The sequence below is a fragment of the Psychrobacter glaciei genome (assembly GCF_014652895.1).
Lineage (GTDB): Bacteria > Pseudomonadota > Gammaproteobacteria > Pseudomonadales > Moraxellaceae > Psychrobacter > Psychrobacter glaciei.
This window is the reverse complement of record NZ_BMZR01000002.1, coordinates 184,490-203,885: the sequence shown is the minus strand read 5'-3', so window position 1 is coordinate 203,885 and position 19,396 is coordinate 184,490. Positions and strand designations below refer to the sequence as shown.

At 43.7% G+C, this 19,396-nt stretch carries 15 protein-coding genes; 9 read left to right on the top strand and 6 right to left on the bottom strand.

What is annotated here, in order from left to right; genetic code table 11:
• The first annotated feature begins 320 nt into the window (after positions 1 to 320).
• On the top strand, positions 321 to 1,250 hold the full coding sequence (locus IE130_RS05590; protein ID WP_189582969.1) for a DUF808 domain-containing protein: 930 nt from the start codon (positions 321 to 323) through the stop codon (positions 1,248 to 1,250).
• Positions 1,251 to 1,422: 172 nt separating this feature from the next.
• Here IE130_RS05590 and IE130_RS05585 read toward each other — a convergent pair whose 3' ends face one another.
• Positions 1,423 to 5,772 (bottom strand): Rne/Rng family ribonuclease, encoded by a 4,350-nt coding sequence (locus IE130_RS05585; protein WP_189582966.1) that lies wholly within the window; start codon positions 5,770 to 5,772, stop codon positions 1,423 to 1,425.
• Between the two features lie 1,257 nt (positions 5,773 to 7,029).
• Between IE130_RS05585 and IE130_RS05580 the strand changes: the two genes are divergently transcribed.
• Together IE130_RS05580 and IE130_RS05575 are read left to right on the top strand one after the other, a co-directional pair.
• Positions 7,030 to 8,040 (top strand): RluA family pseudouridine synthase, encoded by a 1,011-nt coding sequence (locus tag IE130_RS05580; protein ID WP_189582963.1) that lies wholly within the window; start codon positions 7,030 to 7,032, stop codon positions 8,038 to 8,040.
• A 114-nt stretch (positions 8,041 to 8,154) separates the two neighbouring features.
• On the top strand, positions 8,155 to 8,823 hold the full coding sequence (locus IE130_RS05575; protein ID WP_189582960.1) for an HAD-IA family hydrolase: 669 nt from the start codon (positions 8,155 to 8,157) through the stop codon (positions 8,821 to 8,823).
• Between the two features lie 280 nt (positions 8,824 to 9,103).
• Here IE130_RS05575 and yihA read toward each other — a convergent pair whose 3' ends face one another.
• Entirely contained in the window at positions 9,104 to 9,904 is an 801-nt protein-coding gene (yihA, locus tag IE130_RS05570) for a ribosome biogenesis GTP-binding protein YihA/YsxC (protein ID WP_201574455.1), read from the bottom strand.
• A gap of 388 nt (positions 9,905 to 10,292) precedes the next feature.
• On the opposite strand from yihA, the gene IE130_RS05565 reads away from it, so the two are divergent.
• The 4 genes from IE130_RS05565 to IE130_RS05550 all read left to right on the top strand — a co-directional run bounded on the left by IE130_RS05565 (position 10,293) and on the right by IE130_RS05550 (position 13,308).
• Positions 10,293 to 10,628 carry a c-type cytochrome gene (locus IE130_RS05565; RefSeq protein WP_010195760.1) on the top strand — a complete coding sequence of 112 codons (336 nt, stop codon included), beginning with the start codon at positions 10,293 to 10,295 and terminating at the stop codon, positions 10,626 to 10,628.
• A 323-nt stretch (positions 10,629 to 10,951) separates the two neighbouring features.
• Positions 10,952 to 11,620, top strand: coding sequence for a c-type cytochrome (locus IE130_RS05560; RefSeq protein ID WP_010195758.1), 669 nt, complete (start codon positions 10,952 to 10,954; stop codon positions 11,618 to 11,620).
• A gap of 237 nt (positions 11,621 to 11,857) precedes the next feature.
• On the top strand, positions 11,858 to 13,000 hold the full coding sequence (locus IE130_RS05555) for a hypothetical protein (RefSeq protein WP_189582954.1): 1,143 nt from the start codon (positions 11,858 to 11,860) through the stop codon (positions 12,998 to 13,000).
• Entirely contained in the window at positions 12,988 to 13,308 is a 321-nt protein-coding gene (locus IE130_RS05550) for an RnfH family protein (RefSeq protein ID WP_227676144.1), read from the top strand. Before IE130_RS05555 ends, IE130_RS05550 begins: the two co-directional genes overlap by 13 nt.
• Before the next feature lie 101 nt (positions 13,309 to 13,409).
• On the opposite strand, the gene IE130_RS05545 is transcribed toward IE130_RS05550, so the two are convergent.
• A complete protein-coding gene (locus tag IE130_RS05545) occupies positions 13,410 to 13,829 on the bottom strand; it encodes an outer membrane protein assembly factor BamE (RefSeq protein ID WP_051000695.1) in 420 nt (139 codons plus the stop codon).
• 325 nt (positions 13,830 to 14,154) lie between these two features.
• Between IE130_RS05545 and fur the strand changes: the two genes are divergently transcribed.
• On the top strand, positions 14,155 to 14,589 hold the full coding sequence (fur, locus tag IE130_RS05540; protein WP_189582952.1) for a ferric iron uptake transcriptional regulator: 435 nt from the start codon (positions 14,155 to 14,157) through the stop codon (positions 14,587 to 14,589).
• 106 nt (positions 14,590 to 14,695) lie between these two features.
• Here fur and IE130_RS05535 read toward each other — a convergent pair whose 3' ends face one another.
• The gene (locus IE130_RS05535; RefSeq protein WP_189582949.1) at positions 14,696 to 15,817 is read right to left on the bottom strand and encodes a PilT/PilU family type 4a pilus ATPase; all 1,122 of its coding nucleotides are present in this window, start codon (positions 15,815 to 15,817) and stop codon (positions 14,696 to 14,698) included.
• Positions 15,818 to 15,978: 161 nt separating this feature from the next.
• Entirely contained in the window at positions 15,979 to 17,034 is a 1,056-nt protein-coding gene (locus IE130_RS05530) for a type IV pilus twitching motility protein PilT (protein WP_010195743.1), read from the bottom strand.
• Between the two features lie 337 nt (positions 17,035 to 17,371).
• Between IE130_RS05530 and IE130_RS05525 the strand changes: the two genes are divergently transcribed.
• Complete coding sequence (locus IE130_RS05525; protein ID WP_189582946.1) at positions 17,372 to 18,091, top strand: YggS family pyridoxal phosphate-dependent enzyme; 720 nt, start codon at positions 17,372 to 17,374, stop codon at positions 18,089 to 18,091.
• Between the two features lie 15 nt (positions 18,092 to 18,106).
• Here IE130_RS05525 and paeA read toward each other — a convergent pair whose 3' ends face one another.
• Positions 18,107 to 19,381, bottom strand: a complete 1,275-nt coding sequence (gene paeA / locus IE130_RS05520) for a polyamine export protein PaeA (RefSeq protein ID WP_010195738.1) — start codon at positions 19,379 to 19,381, stop codon at positions 18,107 to 18,109.
• Positions 19,382 to 19,396 lie beyond the last annotated feature (15 nt).

Here is a 19,396-nt window from a genome sequence, read left to right as displayed (position 1 = left end):
CCCATCCATCATGACGAGTAAGTCGCATGATAAGAAGGGCAACATTGACTGGTTTTATAGCATGTATTGATCATAAAGGATAAGTAATAATATAGGTTATATTAACATATTTTTTTTAATAATCTCTAAAGGCTGTTCTTTATGCCACTCGTAAATACAATGCATCGATAGCGGCTAAACCTTACAAAATAAAATACATTTGTACTATTTAATATCGCCTCATGTCTAGGTAATCTATTGCTTATAATCACTTTTATGACAATATTAACGTCATTTTGCAACATTTACTAATTTAAGCGAATTCACGCTAAGGAACGCGTATGGCAGGTGCAAGTTTATTAACCCTACTCGATGATATCAGTGTAATACTCGATGACGTTTCGGTCATGACCAAAGTGGCCGCAAAAAAAACCGCTGGTGTGCTAGGTGATGACTTAGCCCTTAACGCTGAGCAAGTAACAGGTGTCAAAGCCAGTCGTGAGCTCCCCGTGGTTTGGGCGGTCGCCAAAGGCTCGTTCATTAATAAGCTCATTTTAGTACCCGCAGCGTTATTAATCAGTACTATCTATCCGCCTTTGGTCACGTTTTTACTCATGTGTGGTGGTCTATTCTTGGCTTATGAAGGTGCTGAAAAAGTCATCCATAAGTTTTGGCCGCATATTTTACCGCACGACGAGGAGCAAAATGCGCGTCGGCAAGCCAATGCAGATGAAACCGTCGATTTAGTCGCTTTTGAGAAAGGAAAAATCAAAGGTGCTATCCGGACGGATTTTATCCTGTCTGCTGAGATTATTGTCATTGCGTTAGGCTCAGCCGCAGGGGCAAGCTTGCTAGAAAAAAGCTTGGTACTCTCCATTATTGCGATAGCGATTACCGTTGGGGTGTATGGCTTGGTGGCTGGGATTGTCAGAATGGATGATGTTGGTCTGCATCTGATGAAGCAATCGGGCAATATTAAGCAGAAGGTGGGCGCATTTTTAGTATCGGCGGCACCTAAGCTGATGAAATTTTTATCTATCGCTGGGACGTTGGCTATGTTCTTGGTCGGTGGTGGTATTTTGGTACACGGTATCGACTTTTTATACCATGGTGTCGAAAACTTGGCGCATTTAACTGGAATGTTTGAAAGTGTGACAACGACGCTGTTAAATGGCCTAGTTGGCTTAGTAGTAGGGGTGGTCATGGTCGCCATTCTTACCATCATTGGCAAAATACGCGGTAAGGATAAAGACGCATCTTCTGCGCATTAAAGGTATTGCACTGAACATGATTGGCATATGGAGCCTGCCCACTATAAAATCACTATAGCGTCAACCTCGCTGATCATACTAATGTATAGCTTGCTCCAAGCAGTCAGTATCTAACATAAAAAAGCCCCAAAGCTACGAATAGCTTTGGGGCTTTTACGTTGAAGCTCTACGATTAGCTTTCGCTGTCTGACTCATCAGACTCTAGCTTTTCAGCTTGCGTCGGCTTTTTATGGTCAGTCTTTGGCTTACGACTGCGTGCTTTTGGTACTTTGGGCGTGGTTAAATTAAACATGCCAGTTTGTGGCAGTAGTTGCTCTGCTACATTCTCAATCATGTTCTTATAACTGGCTATCGTCGTTTTTGACTTGGCCGCCTGAATTTCTTCTTTCGTTGATTGCTCTACTATAGGCTGCTCAGTTTGCTCAAGTTCAACCTCAGCACCTTTCATCTCAGCACCTTTCACCTCAACCTCTTCAACATCATTGCTTTTGGTGTCAGGACTTTCAACGCTTGTTTCCTCTAACGCTTGTTCTGCCTCTAGCAGTTGCTCGCTATCAGCGCTAACATCATCTGCTTGCGTTTGATTGGCTAAGGCTGTCGCTTCTACCTTGTGCGCATCAACGTCATTACTGATTTGCTCAGACTCAGTGACTGGCTCGCTAGCAGAAACGGTTGGTTCCGCTGCTTGCTCATCAGGGATAGTGAGTACAGCTGGTTGCTGATAATCAGGATGTTGACCGCGTGGATCGTTGCTGGCACGTTTGCCAATAGCGCGTGGCTCAACGGCTGTTTTGCCTTGTGCCGCTGCAAACTGACTGACCGCTTGCGTCATTGCTTCAAAGCGGGCAAGGTAATCCGCTGCTAAAGGCTGATAGCCGTAGTTGCTAAAGTCAAAGCGACGAGTGGCAAAGTCATTGTCGTCGCCTTTGTTTTCGCTTGAATCGCCTTCAACGTTAGTGCCATTGCCAGCCGTTTGAGCTTTCTGCGTATGTGCTTCAATAGCAGCAATAAAGCAGCTAATGACGCCATCACTTTTTAAACGACTTTCTGCATCCGTTAATGCTTTACGAACAAAATCACCAACCGAACCACGAATGGTTGGTGCGCTTGCTACTGCTTGCTCAGTTGCTTGAGGCTGCTCAGCAGATTGCGCTTGCTGACTACGAACGACACGCGGGTCATTGCTCGCTTGTCCGAACTTCTTAGCTGTCACGTAGCGTTTGGCAAACAATGCGTCATGTGTCAGCTCAAGTGCTGAGTTACTAGGGCTGCTAGTATGCGTCGCGGCCGTAGTCGCGTTGTCATCGTCAGTTTTCTGCGCGCTTGGTGCTGCTGCTACGTTAGCTGCCTCAGTAGTTACTGGCTTCTGACTATCAGCTTGACTGTCACTATTGCTTTTAGACGCTGCTTGCTCATCTACCGACGCTGTTTTGTCATCGGCTTTACGGTCGTCTGTAGGTGCAGCCTGTTGCGCAGGATCTGCCGTAGTGCTCACTTCTGCATCAGTGCTTTCGGCAGTATTTGCTTGTGTACTGCTTTTTTGCGTATCACTAACAGGCTCATTGTCCTGTTGAGCGTTATCTTTTATATCAGTACTTTTTTCTGCAGTGATTTTTTCTTCAGAGCTTTTTACCTGAGTACTTTTCTGGCTATTACCGTGCTGATTCGTACCGTGCTCATTAGTGCCATGCTTGTCAGTACTTTCCACTGGACTGTTTTGCTGGTTAGTACTCTCTTTAGCAGCGTTCTGCTGAGTTGCACTGTCTTCTCTACGTTCTTTTGTAGCTTCATCTTCCGTAGTGTCACGCGCCGAGCTTGGTTTTTCAGCAGATTGATGAGTGACCTGTGCAGGCTTACTATCATCCAGAGATAAGTGAACCACTTCTGGTTTCTTAAGCTCATTGGTTGCTTCATTGACCTGTAGCACCACTTCGTTAGGATCTTGATTACGGCGTGTGCTCGCTTGGTTTTTGTTAGCACTGGTAGTCGTTTTCTGAGTATTTTGTTTAGCATTATCAGCGGTTAACGTCTCGCCGCGCTCAAGCTTACCGCGTGAACTACGCTGAGTGTTTGACTTACGTTTAGAGCGGGTTTGCTCATCTGCCGTGTTGCTGTCTTTTTGCTCAGCATCGTCGCGGTTGCTATCGTTATGCCCGTTGTTATTACTATTACGGCTGTTATCTTGACGATTATTACGGTTGCGATCACTCGTGCGTCTATTATCCTGCTGACGTTTGTCTTGGGTGTCAGCTGATTTGTCATCAGTGCTACTGGCAGCGCTGCTATCGGCACTACTGCTGGCTACGTTATCATTGCTTGTGTCGTCACGCGGCTCTTTTCTTTGATGCGGCTTAGAAGATCTCGATTTGCGTGGCTTACGTCTTCTTCTATCCTCAGCACTGTTGTCGTCAGTATCACCGTCCGTGTTGCGACGTGCTTGTTGACGGTTAGTATTATTATTCGGCGCTTGATTGTCGCTTTTTTGACTATTGTCTTGCTGAGTCGTTTGCGATGGATTCTGAGCATTGCCAGTCAGCGCACTGCTATCCACTTGTCCAAAAGAGCCTAAGCTTTGCGCACCATTATTCACCAGCGCTTCGATGGCTTCAGCCGCATCACGACTACTGATGCTATTAGTTGTTTGTGCCTGCGGGGCTTGCGCAAATAGATTGGACAACCAAGCAACAGCTTGTGGTTGGGCAGTCGTCGTGACGCTAGGAGACGGAGTCGTTATAGCAGCGGCAGGTGCTGCAACAGCAACGTTCGCCGCTTTATTATCTTGTGGCGCGTGCGTCGATGAAGCGTTATTAGTGCTCGTATTATTACGGCGGTCATTGCTATGATTGACGGTGCTGCTCTGCTGCTCAGCACTATTCTGTGGTGCAGTAGTTGTAGGGCTAGTTGCTTGGTTCGTAGCGCTGCTATCTCTTGTTTGACGAGGCTGGCGGGTAGGCTGCTGTTCGGGACGTTCCTTTTCAGCCGTTTGCCAATCAACATTATAGCCAAGATCACTGTGTTCTTGGGCAGTATCAGTGATACGCTCGTAGCTTGAAGGGGCAAAACCGTCACGGTTGAAGTGCAGTTTAAAGTTCGGTGATTCTAAATGTGCGTGTGGCAAGATGGTGATACGCGTACCACTGTCTTGCTCAAGATATACTAAGGCATCACGTTTTTCATTCAATAAAAATGCTGCGATATCTGTCGGTACTTCTGCTTGCACTTCACCTTGACGCTCTTTTAGCGCAATTTGTTCAATCTGACGCATAATCGATAGTGACAACGAGCGCAAGTCACGAATCATGCCATTGCCATGACAGCGTGGGCAGATATAACCGGTCGACTCTTCTAATGACGGACGCAGACGCTGACGGCTCATTTCCATCAAACCAAACTTAGAAATATCGCCAAATTGAACGCGGGCACGGTCATATTTGGTGGCATCAACCAGACGTTTTTCAACTTCTTTTTGGTGCTTATTATCGTTCATGTCGATGAAGTCAATGACAATCAAGCCGCCCATATCACGCAAGCGCAGTTGACGGGCAATCTCGTCTGCTGCTTCTAAATTGGTATGGTAAGCGGTCTCGGCGACGTCTGAGCCTTTAGTAGATTTGGCAGAGTTGATATCGATAGAGACCAATGCTTCAGTTTGGTCAATAACGATCGAACCACCTGATGGCAGACGAACTTCGCGTTGATAAGCCGTTTCGATTTGTTTCTCGATATTAAAACGCGAAAACATCGGCTCGTAATCGGTGTATTTGCGCAGTTTTTCCGCTTGTTTTGGCATGACCGCATCGATAAAACCTGCCGCTTCGATATAAGCATTTTCGTTATCGATCCAAATCTCAGCAATATCATCACGCAGATAATCACGCACGGCGCGTGTAACGACGCCCGCTTCTTGATGGACTAAGCGCGGTGATGGATATTTTTGGTTTTGTTCTTGGATGGCTTGCCAGATATTTAGCAGATGGTTTAAATCATGTTGTAAGTCTTCTTGGGTTTTGCCGATACCAGCAGTACGAATGATGACGCTCATACCTTTTGGCAAATCCAAACTGCCCAGCATACGCTTCATGTCTTCGCGTAATTTACCAGAGATTTGACGAGAGATACCGCCACCACGAGGGTTATTGGGCATCAATACCAGATAGCGTCCAGCCAATGATACGTAAGTCGATAGGGCAGCGCCTTTATTGCCGCGCTCTTCTTTTTCGACTTGGACGATTAGCTCATCGCCTTCTTTGATCAATTTTTTGATGTTTTCGTCACGAGGATTGCCGCTTAGATATTCAGCAGAAATCTCACGAATTGGCAAAAAGCCTTGGCGCTGTGAGCCATATTCGACAAACACGGCTTCAAGCGATGGCTCGACACGGGTGACGTGGCCTTTATAAATGTTAGATTTTTTTTGTTCGCGGGTACGGTTTTCTAAATCGAAATCGTAAAGATGGTTGCCTTTACATAAGGCGACACGAATTTCTTCGTTTTGAGTGGCGTTGATCAGAATACGTTTCATACTATTATCCTATGAGTACACAGGACAACGACAAGAAGGGCTATTATATTGAAAAACTCTGAATGATAAACTTTTACGTTAAATGACTTTTATAGCAAGCCACATTCACGATGTATTCAGACTGCCAATTGGACAGCGATCAATATAAAAATAACCAAAGCAAGAAGGTAGTAGTATCAAGTGACGCTAATATTGATATCAGCTAAAAATACCAGATGTGAGAGGAGCGTCGTGCTCAGATAAAGTTGGATAAATAAAAAGGAGCATTAAGAGGCGCTCATAAAAAACTTACCTGTTAACTCACAATGAATTGACTACGTTTGAGCGTACCAGACAGATGGTTCTAAGTAGCTACTAATACAGGGTGTAAGGCTGTAAGGTTATCTACTGTTAATGTTTTAGTGGCTCGCAATGATTGCCGCTAAAGTATTAACACCGAATGCCAATCGTTTTGTATCGATTTAGAGGCTTGGCTATTAACATCCTTGCCACCATAAATTTTACCAAGATGATTAACATGTAAAGTGGTGAAGGGCGTTTAATATACTTTGTAAGAGTCTATCGAAGCGCTTGCCACATGGTTACAATTTATTCGCTGTACTGTTTATACTTCAAACCGTTAAATTCAGCGAACCTCTCAATATTAGCTCAAATCAATTCAATTGTTTTATCTATTATTTTAACTTATAACATCTATATATTTTGGTATCTGATTTTAAGAGTGCCACTGCGCTGTTGCTCAGCGGGGCGTACTTGGCAAACAGAATAGGTAACCGGCTCATTAGCTCGGTTGGGTATATCTCTTTTATAATGCATCTATTTTATCTGTTTGACCGCCAATATTCAGGCAGCTCTAAACTCTTAATATCGGACTACCGTCACTTGCTCAACTGCGCTTGCCTAATATGATTAAAAATCAAGTCGTGGTCGTGCGTTAAATGAGTAGTTGTGTACTGCTATCGCTCGATAAACGGACTTGTTTGTCACTATTATCAAAGCAATTATGTTTGGTATAAATACCGCTTATTGGACGCTACGCCGTGTATTACTTGGCATCTAGTCCTAAAAATTAGATGATGCGTGCAAAATTAGCTTGAGGAACAAGGCATGCCTCGTTACTAGCAAGTAGTAAAGATGACGACCGGTCGTTTGAGACAATAAGGATTATTGCCGCAACCTCTGCTTAATTGGCGCTCAACATGTTAAACTATAACAAATCTTTGTGTAAATACCTAACTAAAAATGACAAACTCCAAAATGACTGACGACGCAACTACCCATGAAGCTCCTGCTATTTTTAATAGCAAAACCCGTCCGCAAAGCGCCGACGATGAGATTAGTAACTTTGGAAAGGTTAATTACCTTGAAGTCACTCGCCATCAGCACGACCAGCGCTTGGATAACTTTTTGCTGAACCGCCTAAAAGGTTTGCCAAAACCGCATATCTATAAAATGATTCGCTCAGATGAGATTCGAGTCAATAATAAACGCTGTAAAGCCCATGATAGAGTACAGCGTGAAGACGTGGTACGTATCGCACCGGTGGTACTCGCTACCCGTGAAAAACCCATCATCAGCACCGAGTTTGCCAAAAGCTTATTAGCACGTGTGGTCTACGAAGATGATGGCCTGCTGGTGCTTAATAAGCCTTCTGGCATTGCAGTACATGGTGGCAGCGGTCTTGATTTTGGCGTCATCGAAGCCATGCGTGAAGTGACTGGTAAAAAATATCTAGAGTTGATCCATCGTATCGACAAAGATACCTCAGGTCTGCTGATGATTTCTAAGAAACGCTCAGCGCTAAAGACATTGCAGCAGTATTTGGTCGATAAGACTATTCAAAAACATTATCTATGTATTGCCAAAGGACAACCTGCCCTGAATGAGCAACGTATCGATGCGCCATTGCTACGCTACACACTTGATAGCGGTGAGCGCCGCGTTAAAGTAGAGGCTCAGGACGTACAGTCCAAAGAAAGCCAGACAGATATTATTGTCCATGAACGTTTTATGATTGCCGGTCAACCAGTCAGCTTGATAGAAGCTAAACCGCTGACGGGTCGTACCCATCAAATTCGTGTGCATTTGGCTCATATTGGTCATGCTATCCTAGGGGACAGTAAGTATAACGTCCATGACAAGTCTGGCGTGCATCGTCTGTGCTTGCATGCATGGCGCTTAGACATTCCTGGTTATAAAACTATCACGGCACCATTGCCCGATGAGATGGTTGACTGGCTGCCAGAGCAAACCAAATTGCCTGAATAAGCTAGAATTGAATATCGATTCTAAACGTCATGCTCACTTATTTATTTCTACCAATAAGTCGGTGTGACGTTTTAGCATCTGTAATAAATGCGCACCATTTACTAAGGCAAACTCATGAATAAACAGTCTGATCATCGCTTAGCCGACAAGACACTAGTTATTTTTGATTGGGATGGTACGTTGATGGATTCAATCGGTCTGATTGTTGAGTCCATGCATGTGGCAGGAGAGGCACATGGCTTTCAAACCACCGATCAAGCCGTCAAAGACATCATTGGTCTTAGCCTGATGAATGGTATTGAGATTTTGTATCCGCAGGCCAGTGAGGCGCAAAAGCTTGCCATTCAACAAAGCTACGCTGACTATTATATTCCAAACAGCCACCGCACACCGTTCTTTGCCCCTACAGAAACCATGCTAAAGACTTTGCAACAGCAGGGTCGTAAGCTTGCTGTTGCAACTGGCAAAAAGCGGCGTGGACTGGATCGCGTACTGGACGCTTCGGCAAGTCATGATTATTTTGATATTACCCGCTGTGCCGATGAGTCAGGTTCAAAGCCTGATCCGCAGATGCTGACGGATATCTTGAATCATACGCAGCAGCCAGTATCTGACGCCGTATTTATCGGTGATAGTATTTATGATATTCAAATGGCAAATAAACTTGGCATGACTAGTATTGCTGTTAACTACGGGACAGCATCCAGCGCTGAGTTGGCTGCCCAGTTACCTACTTATCAAGTTGACACACCGCAAGCGTTAGCTGAGCTGTTGTGTGGCTAGACTCAGAGCAGACAGATAAATGACAATAAAAAAGGGTTTATCACTATTAGCGATAAACCCTTTTTTTTATCAATTTTTATAAAATGCTACTAGGGCGTGTCTTCATTTAGATTGTGAGGCTTAAAATGAGGAAAATTGCAACCAAACAAGAAAGAAATTACCGTAAATATGAACATATTGACAAGATTTCTGACGATGTTTGGCAAAATTTAACCATTTTAAGACCACTAAATGTATCAATGTGCTAATTGATGACACGCCCTAACTAATGGTCTGCTATTTATTTATCAGTTGGCAGCTCATTATTAGATTGTTCATTAGCAGGCTGACCACTATCAGACTGTTCGTTATCTTCGAGCAATTCTTCTTCGAGCGGGTCATCATCAAGCAGATTAAAAGAGGATTCAATGATTTTGTTGTCATTAAGCTGGTAATCGTACCAATTGCCCATCACACCAGCCAATTCATCGAGGCCTTCTTTTCTCAAGGCTGAAAATAACTGAATGGTACATTTAAGACCTAACTCTTTCAGTCTTTTACGGGTATTGAGTAAGGCGTTTTTAGAAGCACCATACTTCAATTTATCTGCTTTAGTTAGCAAAATATGGACGGGTAGCTCACCTTCTTTGGCCCAAAATAGCATTTGCTCATCAAAGAATTTGAGCGGATGACGAATATCTGTCATCAGCACTAAGCCTGCTAGGCTTGAGCGTGATACCAAATATTCTTCCAACTCGACCTGCCATTCTTTTTTCATCTCCAGCGGCACAGCAGCATAACCATAGCCTGGTAAATCCACCAGACGTCTGTGCTTGTCGCCAATACTAAAAAAGTTAATCATCTGCGTACGACCAGGGGTCTTGGACGAGCGCGCCAACTGCCGCTGATTGGTCAATGCATTAATGGCCGAGGACTTACCCGCGTTTGAGCGTCCTGCAAAAGCAACCTCTAACCCGACATCAGGCGGACAAAGGCGAAAAGTAGGCGCTGACGTCATAAACTCAGTTTGCTGAATTCGTTGGCGTGATTTGGTATTAAACACCGCATGTTCGGCGGCGACATCTGTAAACGGGGTACTCATAAATGGCTCATTAATCTGCAAAAAATTGGATACGGTAGTGAGAATTGGTGGTTGGCTAATCATCAAAGCGACGCATTAAATAGATAGAATACGAGTGGCTCTTGCTGATAACAATCGCTGTTTTAAACCAGTGACTATTCTATACTATTAACCGTCTTACTTATTGAAATTACGGTGATTAGTCTTATATAAATGACAGCATACCATTAAAGTGTAGTAGCGCTTAGCGAAAGTTTTCCTCGCATAAAAAAGCGTTACTAAAGTCAAACTCGATTCATTTATACTAAATTGACATATATTGTTACAATGTTTAATGGAAAACGTTTATTATAGTATTTAATTAAGTTGATATCTAATTAAGCGTACGAAAAAATTAAGGAGGTGCCCTATGTCTGCAATCACCACACTTTTTACCAAAACTTGCCGTCTACTAATTGGCAGTGGTGCAGCGCTTGTCCTAACGACAGCCATGACAACCAGCGCCAGTGCTGCTGATATTGCCACAACCTACGACAATTCATGTGCAGCTTGCCACGATAGTGGCGCGTTAAATGCTATCAAAAAAGGCGACAGTGCTAAGTGGCAGCAGCTAATACAACAAAAAGGCATGCCAGCTCTAATTAACTCAGTCAAAAGTGGTATGACACAGATGCCAGCTGGCGGACTTTGTGATAACTGTAGCAATGATGATTACCGTAAACTGATTGACTACATGAGTAAATAACAGCTGCTGGATCAAAATTTTAGATAAAAGAAATAAAGCGCTTGAAGCACTCACTTCATGCGCTTTTTGTTTTTCAAGCAGCATCCTATAGTAGCGCCAATAGAAAAACCAGCGGTTACTACGATTAAGTAGGCAAATACTATAAAGTCTTGCTATAATAATCCAAAATAAACCCTGATGTTAGTAAGTACTTTCAGACTGTTTGTGACCAACCCATAAAATATATGCTGACTTCGCTATATAGTAGCGCGACGTATATCAATGTGCTTGTCGATGCAATCACTCTAAATAATACTTACGCCGAGTTAGTAGGATTTGTATCAATGAAAAAGTTAATCGCTGCTGCCAGCTTATGCGTTGCAAGTTTCAGCGTACAAGCTGCTATTGTTGTTCCCGAATATGACGTTAACGCTGGCAAGCAAATTGCAGAAACAGTCTGTGCTGCTTGTCATGGTGTTGATGGTGTCAGTGTGGTTCCTGCTCAGCCTAATTTGGGCGGCCAAAATGTTAAGTATCTCTATAAACAGTTGGTCAACTTTAAAGCCGGTTACCGTAAGAACGGTATTATGCAGTCGCAAGTGGCGAACTTATCACAGCAAGATTTGGCCAATGTGGCAGGCTATTATGCTAGCCAAGCGCCTTGGGGAGTTGGCTTCGGTAATCCGGCAACCAACCAAGAAGCGACCAAGCTGTTTTTAGGTGGTGACAAATCTCGTGGCATTATTGGCTGTGCAGGTTGTCATGGTCCAGATGCGGCTGGTAATACATGGGCAGCGTTTCCACGTTTAGGTGGACAACACTCTCAATATATCGCCACTCAGCTAAAACTGTTCCGTGCAGCTGGACGTGAAGATGACATCGATAGCGATGATCAAAAACGTGCCAATGATGCGGCAAAAGAAGGCGAAAAAGGTATGATGCAGACGGTAGCCTCTAAGCTATCAGATCGCGATATCCGTATTTTGGCAGATTATGTGAGTGCTGTTCACTAAGTGCAAGCATTTTCAGCGTTTGCTTTATAGCACACTGCCATTAAGCCGCTGATTACGTGTCAGTCATTATTTAGTTATTAAACCCCGATTTCGGGGTTTTTTTATAACTGCCAGTCCCTTATATTGTACATACCTTTATATTATATAGACGATTATAAGCCTACCTACAGATGCTTTTGCTTGGTCTGTATAATTATTAATTATCGTTATTCACTTTAGATCGTTTGGATTTAGATTATGATGACCCGCTATGCTTCTTATTTTATCGCAGCGCTGTTACCACTATTATTGTTTCGCTGGTTTGCACCTGCAGCCATTGGTGAAATCGACTTTTGGTTGCTTTGGCTCTTGGCGATGGTCCTAGTATCACTGCCCGTGGTATATGCCGAGATTGCGCTCGCCTATCGTAGTGTCGATGCGCCGTTCGCAGGTATGCAGAAACTCACTCGTGAGGCTGATGCAAGTCCATTATGGCGCAGCTTTGGTTGGTTGGCAGCGCTGGTTTCGATTGTTATTGCTGCGCTAGTTATATCAGGTGCTAGCACTGGTATTGTATCGGCACTTACTGACCTTAATAGTGCACCTGACGTCCCCAGCTTTGCGATCGCTGCGGGATTGATGGTCATTGCTATCTTATTGAGCTTACTCGGTGTTACGCCTTTACCGATTGGTTTAGGTTTAATGCTAGTAGGTTTGGTGCTAGGCGTGGCAAATGGTTTGCCAAATATTAATTTTGCGATGACTGGTATCAGCTTAGGTGAATGGGCGCGCGCGGTTGCTTTAGCGTTGGTCAGTGTGGGGGCAGGTACAGGGCTATATTGGTTCGGTCAACACTTATCAACCAAGCAAGTCGTCACAGCGGTAGATGTGAATAATATCAATGCACAAAAACCAGCACGCACTCGTGCCAATCAAGAATATCGTGCGAGCAAATTGGTATTGCCCATCTGGATAGTGCAATTGTTGGTTGGGATTGTGGCATTATTTATCAGTGGTATGGCATTACCACCGATCGGACAGCTGGTATATTGGCTAGGGGTGTTGTTTGTGGCCAGCTATTTGCTACATTATAGCGTACAGCAGTTAGCGCATAAGTTTGGGCTGTTGGTCAGCTTAGTGGTCACTTTTTCGGTAGCACTGGTACTAGTCATCGCCATACCCACTATATGGCTGGTAGGTCTATTGGTTATTATCAGTAGTATCGCGGTATTGTTGTTGTCCATCTTCGCCGGTTGGCAGATGAAGATCAGTCATTTGCGCAAGTCTCTAAACTTTGGCAATGAAGCGTTCTATAATCTATGGCGGATAGCGATACGTTTGGTTGTACCAGTGGCGCTATTATTGGCGTTGATAGGTTGGGTGATACAGTGGGTAAGCTAATGACGGTCTATCTGGCGTATGCTGAAGAGGCGCAGCGTCAGCATTATTTGACGTTATCAGTCGCTGAAGGGACTACTTTGTACGAGGCACTCGCGCAAGCAGGCTGGTTGATGAAATTTCCAGCATTAGCAAGGTGGTGTGAGGAAGTGGAACAAGTGCCAACGCCAGCAGCTAAGCGTTGGCATGTAGGGATATATGCCCAAAAGCAGCCGCTCAGTTATCCATTGCAGCCGTTCGACCGAATAGAAGTCTATCGCAGCTTAAGCGCTGATCCTATGTCTCAGCGCAAAACTAAGTCTCGAAGTTAACGGTTTAGCCGGACTGTTATTTAGCTTAAGCATTATTAAGTCTGCTATTTTGAAACGAAGACACACCCTAACAATCATTAAGCATAAACTTATAATCAGATTTATTGAGCAGGAAGGGTTTCAATGCCTTCGATGCGACTGACTAAGCCGTTGTCATCAAAGTAAATAACCAAATGCTGGCTGGCATTTTTGACATCAGCGATGCCTTTACGGCTGCCTTCTGTGCCTGCTTTGTAATCATAAATATAGTCCCAACGTTTAGGCTCCAGCGTGTCTTTAATCGCTGGGCTACCCAAAATATAGAGGACTTGGTTTTGATTCATGCCCACTTGCAATTTTTGAGCTTGCACTTGGGTAATGGCTGTCCCTTGAGGCAAATCAATTTTATAAACACTCAGTAATGAGCAGCCAGACATCACAACCGAGGCACTAAGCATACCGGTCATGACAATCTTGCGTAATGTACTTGCACGGCTTAACGGACGAAAATTTAATGTCTTTATCATGGTAAGATGACTCATAAAAAATGGATTAGGTACGGTCAAGGGGTGTTGGTGCTGGTCTTGCCGACAATCTTGGACAAATGATACGTCATTTACTTGCAATTGCCTACCACTTACGACATTATTTACCAAACACTACCTAAGGCATTGGATTATTTATATTTTAAATTCATAGACTTGCGGTGAGATCTATATACCTTAACCACGCTAAAAATTTATGCAAGACAAGCTGGGCTACTGAGATTTGGATCTTTAGTATTTAATTAATAATAATCACTGGCGATTATTTACCTCATATTTTTTAGTTTTTATTTGCTAAGACTTAACAGTCAGAAGGGATATTATGGCTTCTTTTACCAATCAAGATTTACGTAAAGCAGGATTAAAGGTAACGTTACCGCGTATCAAAATTTTAGAGTTGCTTGAGTGCGCAGAGCTTCATCATATGAGTGCAGAAGAGGTGTACAAAGCACTGATTGAACAAGGTGAAGATGTGGGACTGGCGACCGTCTACCGAGTACTGACGCAGTTTGAACAAGCAGGTATTGTTGAGCGCCATAACTTTGAGAACAATCTATCTGTGTTTGAGATCACTCAGGCAGAGCATCATGATCATTTGGTTTGTGATGTTTGCGGCAAGATTATCGAATTCCATAACGAGATTATCGAAGAACAACAACTCAAGGTAGCCGCCGAGCATGGCTTTAAGCTATCGGGTCATTCTCTGGTGTTGTACGGCATTTGTAACAATCAAGAATGTCGCGACAGCGCAAAATAATAGCCTTAAGAGTATTTATTTTTGCAGACAGCAGCGGTATCACAATAAAAACAGCCCTCAATCATGAGGGCTGTTTTTATTGTGTGACTTGCTTACTTGCTACAGATTAGCTGACATCCAACGATAAGCTATCAGCACCTTCGTCTAAATTAGCCGTACCATTTTTACTGCTCAGTTTAATTTTGAGACGTAAGTCATTAGGAGAGTCAGCGTGGAGAATGGCTTCTTTATAAGTGATTTCACCTTGTTCGTATAGATCAAAGAGCGCTTGGTCAAAGGTTTGCATGCCACTATCACGGGAGCGCGTCATGACATCTTTGATTTCGTGGACTTCGCCTTTACGGATATAGTCACTGATCAGCTGTGAGTTTAGCAAAATCTCAATGGCTGCCCGCCGACCTTTACCGTCTGGGGTTGGAATCAATTGCTGGGCGATAATGGCCTGTAAGTTAAGCGACAAATCCATAAATAACTGATTGTGGCGACTGGTTTCAAAAAAGTGAATAATACGGTCAATTGCTTGGTTGGCATTGTTGGCGTGCAAGGTGGCGAATACCAAATGACCAGTCTCTGCATATTGGATCGCATAACTCATGACCTCGCGGTTACGAATTTCACCAATCAAAATAACATCTGGTGCTTGGCGCAAGGTGTTTTTTAGACCCGCCTCAAAAGAGTGGGTGTCTATACCAACTTCACGCTGAGTAATGATACAACCACGGTGTTTATGAACAAATTCAATCGGGTCTTCGATAGTAATAATATGACCATGAGAGTTTTGATTGCGATGACCGATCATGGAAGCCAGAGTGGTTGATTTACCGGTGCCAGTTGCGCCAACCAATAAAATAATACCGCGTTTTTTCATGGCCAGCTCCTTCAATGCTGGCGGCAATCGTAGTTCTTCAACGGTTGGAATTTTATTCTCAATTTTCCGTAAAATCATGCCCGCCATATCGCGCTGTACAAAGGCACTGACTCGAAAGCGTGCTTGCTGTGCTTCATCAGTAATGGCAAATTGACATTCATTCGTCTCTTTAAACTCTTTTTGTTGACTTGGCGTCATTACCCCTTTGACCAATAGCATGGTTTGCTCAGCGCTCAGGGGCGTCTTACCAACGGGTAGAATTTTCCCATTTATTTTCATGGAAGGCGCTACATCAGCGGTAATAAAAAGGTCGGAGCCGTTTTTATTGATCATTAACTGTAACAGTTTATCAATATCCATATCTTACCTACATTCGGTGTAAATCGATTAAAAATTGTCTAAAGTCCATTTTTAAAGATCAATAATCATGACTATTAAAAATAAATAAGGTGTATAAAAAGGTATATAAAAAAGTCACTGGCTATTAGTAGTAGTTAGTAGCTCTGATCAGATCAGCACTGCTATAAAAATGCGTCAGGCTGCTTGGCATAAGGACGAGCAACGTCTTTGCTAATCGTGCCTTTTGTCACAAGATTTTTAAGCGTTTGATCTAGAGTAATCATGCCATCACCGGCACCTGTCTGGATAGCCGAGTACATCTGGGCGATTTTATTCTCACGAATCAAGTTACGAATCGCTGGCGTACCCAGCATAATCTCATGCGCGGCAATTCGTCCGCCAGTTTGACGACGCAATAGAGTCTGTGAGATGACCGCTTGTAACGACTCCGACAGCATGGCACGAATCATGTCTTTTTCCGCTGCAGGGAATACATCGATCACTCGGTCAATGGTCTTAGCCGCTGAGCTGGTGTGTAGGGTGCCAAAAACTAAGTGACCGGTCTCAGCAGCAGTCAAGGCTAGACGAATGGTCTCAAGGTCACGTAGCTCACCAACAAGGATAATATCAGGATCTTCACGCAGTGCTGAACGTAGCGCTGGCTCGAAACCTAAGGTATCACGGTGTACTTCACGTTGGTTAACCAGACTTTTTTTAGATTCGTGGACAAATTCAATCGGGTCTTCGATGGTTAAAATATGCTCTTTACGGGTTTCATTGATATAATCAATCATAGCAGCGAGCGTGGTTGATTTACCTGAGCCTGTCGGACCTGTTACTAGGACGACGCCACGTTTGAGATCTGACACACGCTTGAACACCTCACCCATACCCAAGTCTTCCATAGTCAGTACTTTGGAAGGAATGGTACGAAAGACAGCGCCTGCACCGCGATTTTGGTTGAAAGCGTTGACCCGAAAACGCGCTAAGTTGGGAATCTCGAAAGAAAAATCCGTCTCATAAAACTCTTCAAAGTCAGCACGCTGCTTATCGTTCATGATGTCATAAATCAGCTGATGCACGACTTGATGTGTCATCGTGGGCATATTGATGCGTGTCATCTCACCGTCGACCCGAATCATCGCTGGCATACCGGCTGAAATATGTAGATCTGATGCCTTATGTTTGACCGTAAAGCGCAGCAGATCTTCGATGCTTAGATTGTTTTTTTCAGCCATAATCAGGCATTCCTATCAATGAATAAGGGTAAGACAAAAAGAGCATAGCAGCAGGCTGTAAACGATAACCTTACCAATCATCCTCTGCTAGATCAGTTATTTAGCGATGAGCTGGGCTATGGTTGTTACTATTACTATTATTTTTAGCAGTATATGTTAAACCATGTAACAATATCATAACAAGACTCTTGGCATTTAACCATCTACTAGGCTAAGAAAATGTAAAATTAGACAGTCATTTATTTATTGTGTAAATTTTGCTCATGGCAAGATTTTCATGAAAGTCCTAATAAAAATCAAAACAAATAATCGAACCCTTTATCCTTGTGAGCTGTATATGAAAGATACTGAAAATAATTTTGATAAATTAAGCCTTATTGATAACTGGCAGCAGGTCACACGACAAATGACGCAGGCAGGTGAACAAGCCAAAGATACCGCATCAGACGAGGTTATTTTACTTGCGGTTTCTAAGACCAAGCCTGCCGAGATGATTGCTACTTTAGCTGAGCAAGGACAACGCCACTTCGGGGAGAATTATCTGCAAGAAGCCATCGAAAAAATCAGCACCCTAAAATCTCAAGCAATAGGCGAGTCTATTATTTGGCATTATATTGGTAGTATCCAACGTAATAAAACGCGTGATATTGCCGAGTATTTCGATTGGGTACAAACGGTTGAGCGCGACATCATTGCGAAGCGTCTGAATGAGCAACGTCCAAGCGAGTTGCCGCCATTGAACGTTCTGATTCAACTTAATATTGATAATGAAGACAGCAAATCAGGGTGTTTGCCAGCGCAGTTACCGGAATTGATAACCACAATGAAAGGTTATGAGCGTCTGCAATTGCGTGGACTGATGATTATCCCTGCTAAAACCAACACTGACGCTTTTAGCCGCACCAAGCAATTATTTGAAGCCATCAAGCGTGACCATCCAGAATTAACTGGCTGGGATACGCTTAGTATGGGCATGAGTGATGATATGGCAGAGGCGATTGCCAATGGCTCGACCATGGTGCGAGTCGGCACCGCCATATTTGGTAGTAGAGATTAGTGCATGTTGAGTCGATTAAGCCACTTCTTCGAGCTTAGTCACTAGTAGCTGGTTAATTTTGAGGTTATTAGTCGCAAGAATTTCAAAGCGATAATTGGCATATTCAATACTGTCAGTTTTCTTCGGGATTTTGCGTAGCATATACACCATAAAGCCGCTAATCGTTTCGTAGTTCTGGCTGTGCGGTAGATTGACGATACCAAGTGAGCGAATCACATCTTCGATTGGGGTCATGCCGTCAATGAGCCAAGAGTTATCAGTACGCTGAACAATGGGCTGATCTTCTAGGGTGACCAGCTCGCCCATGACAATACTCATGACGTCTTTTAAGGTAATTACTCCAACGACCAACGCATACTCGTTAATGATAACGGCAAAGTCAGCACCGGTTGATTTAAACATCTCTAACACTTCAAACAAAGATAAAGTATCAGGCACAAACAGCGCCGGTTTTAATAAGGCTTTGTTTGTTAAGCTGACCTCTTGCTGGTTAAGCACCAAGGCTAAAAAACTGCGTGACTCCACATAGCCAATGATATGCTCTAGATCATCGTCATGGCAGACCAAAAATTTATTATGTGGCTGTTTGATCATGACTTCAACCACTTGTTCCGTACTGACCTTGGTATCAAAGTAAACGATGTGTTCGCGTGGATTCATCACTGAGGTCACTGTGCGCTCTTGCATCTCAAAGATATTTTCGATCAAATGATGCTCTTGATGTTTAATCACCCCAGCTTCTGCACCAGCATCCATCACTGCGTAGATATCCTCTGATGTCATCTCATCTTGACGGACAGTCGATATACCCAATAAATTAAAAATCAGGTTCGCTGCACCATCAAAGACCCAAATAATCGGTTTTAATATAAAAATTAAAAAAATCATTGGCCGCACAACTTTGATAGCAATCGGTTCAGAGTTGGACATGGCGAGACGTTTGGGCATCAGGTCGGCAAACAGCACAAAAACACTGGTGATGATGATAAATGACACAACAGAGGCGAGCGCTTCATGACCGAATAGACGCTCTAAATAAGGACTGATGGCTGATTCGCCGATAACACCTGCCAAAATGGCCACCGCATTGAGCGCGATCTGTACCACCGTAATAAAACTGCCAGGATGCTCTTGCATATTGAGAACATCAAGCGCGCGCACTTCGCCTTCTTTGGCCATCACTTGTAGTTTGATTTTTCGGGCGGAGGCTAGTGCTAGCTCGGAGCTGGAGACAAGGGCGCTGAGCGCAATTAATAAAAAGATAAACACACCAGCAGTTAGCAAGCTCATGAGATACTCGGATAG

What these genes read in the sequence shown, in the direction of transcription:
- IE130_RS05590 (WP_189582969.1), top strand. Translation starts at nt 321, where the DNA reads ATGGCAGGTGCAAGTTTATTAACCCTACTCGATGATATCAGTGTAATA.
- IE130_RS05585 (WP_189582966.1), bottom strand. Translation starts at nt 5,772, where the DNA reads ATGAAACGTATTCTGATCAACGCCACTCAAAACGAAGAAATTCGTGTC.
- IE130_RS05580 (WP_189582963.1), top strand. Translation starts at nt 7,030, where the DNA reads ATGACTGACGACGCAACTACCCATGAAGCTCCTGCTATTTTTAATAGC.
- IE130_RS05575 (WP_189582960.1), top strand. Translation starts at nt 8,155, where the DNA reads ATGAATAAACAGTCTGATCATCGCTTAGCCGACAAGACACTAGTTATT.
- yihA (WP_201574455.1), bottom strand. Translation starts at nt 9,904, where the DNA reads ATGAGTACCCCGTTTACAGATGTCGCCGCCGAACATGCGGTGTTTAAT.
- IE130_RS05565 (WP_010195760.1), top strand. Translation starts at nt 10,293, where the DNA reads ATGTCTGCAATCACCACACTTTTTACCAAAACTTGCCGTCTACTAATT.
- IE130_RS05560 (WP_010195758.1), top strand. Translation starts at nt 10,952, where the DNA reads ATGAAAAAGTTAATCGCTGCTGCCAGCTTATGCGTTGCAAGTTTCAGC.
- IE130_RS05555 (WP_189582954.1), top strand. Translation starts at nt 11,858, where the DNA reads ATGATGACCCGCTATGCTTCTTATTTTATCGCAGCGCTGTTACCACTA.
- IE130_RS05545 (WP_051000695.1), bottom strand. Translation starts at nt 13,829, where the DNA reads ATGAGTCATCTTACCATGATAAAGACATTAAATTTTCGTCCGTTAAGC.
- fur (WP_189582952.1), top strand. Translation starts at nt 14,155, where the DNA reads ATGGCTTCTTTTACCAATCAAGATTTACGTAAAGCAGGATTAAAGGTA.
- IE130_RS05535 (WP_189582949.1), bottom strand. Translation starts at nt 15,817, where the DNA reads ATGGATATTGATAAACTGTTACAGTTAATGATCAATAAAAACGGCTCC.
- IE130_RS05530 (WP_010195743.1), bottom strand. Translation starts at nt 17,034, where the DNA reads ATGGCTGAAAAAAACAATCTAAGCATCGAAGATCTGCTGCGCTTTACG.
- IE130_RS05525 (WP_189582946.1), top strand. Translation starts at nt 17,372, where the DNA reads ATGAAAGATACTGAAAATAATTTTGATAAATTAAGCCTTATTGATAAC.
- paeA (WP_010195738.1), bottom strand. Translation starts at nt 19,381, where the DNA reads ATGAGCTTGCTAACTGCTGGTGTGTTTATCTTTTTATTAATTGCGCTC.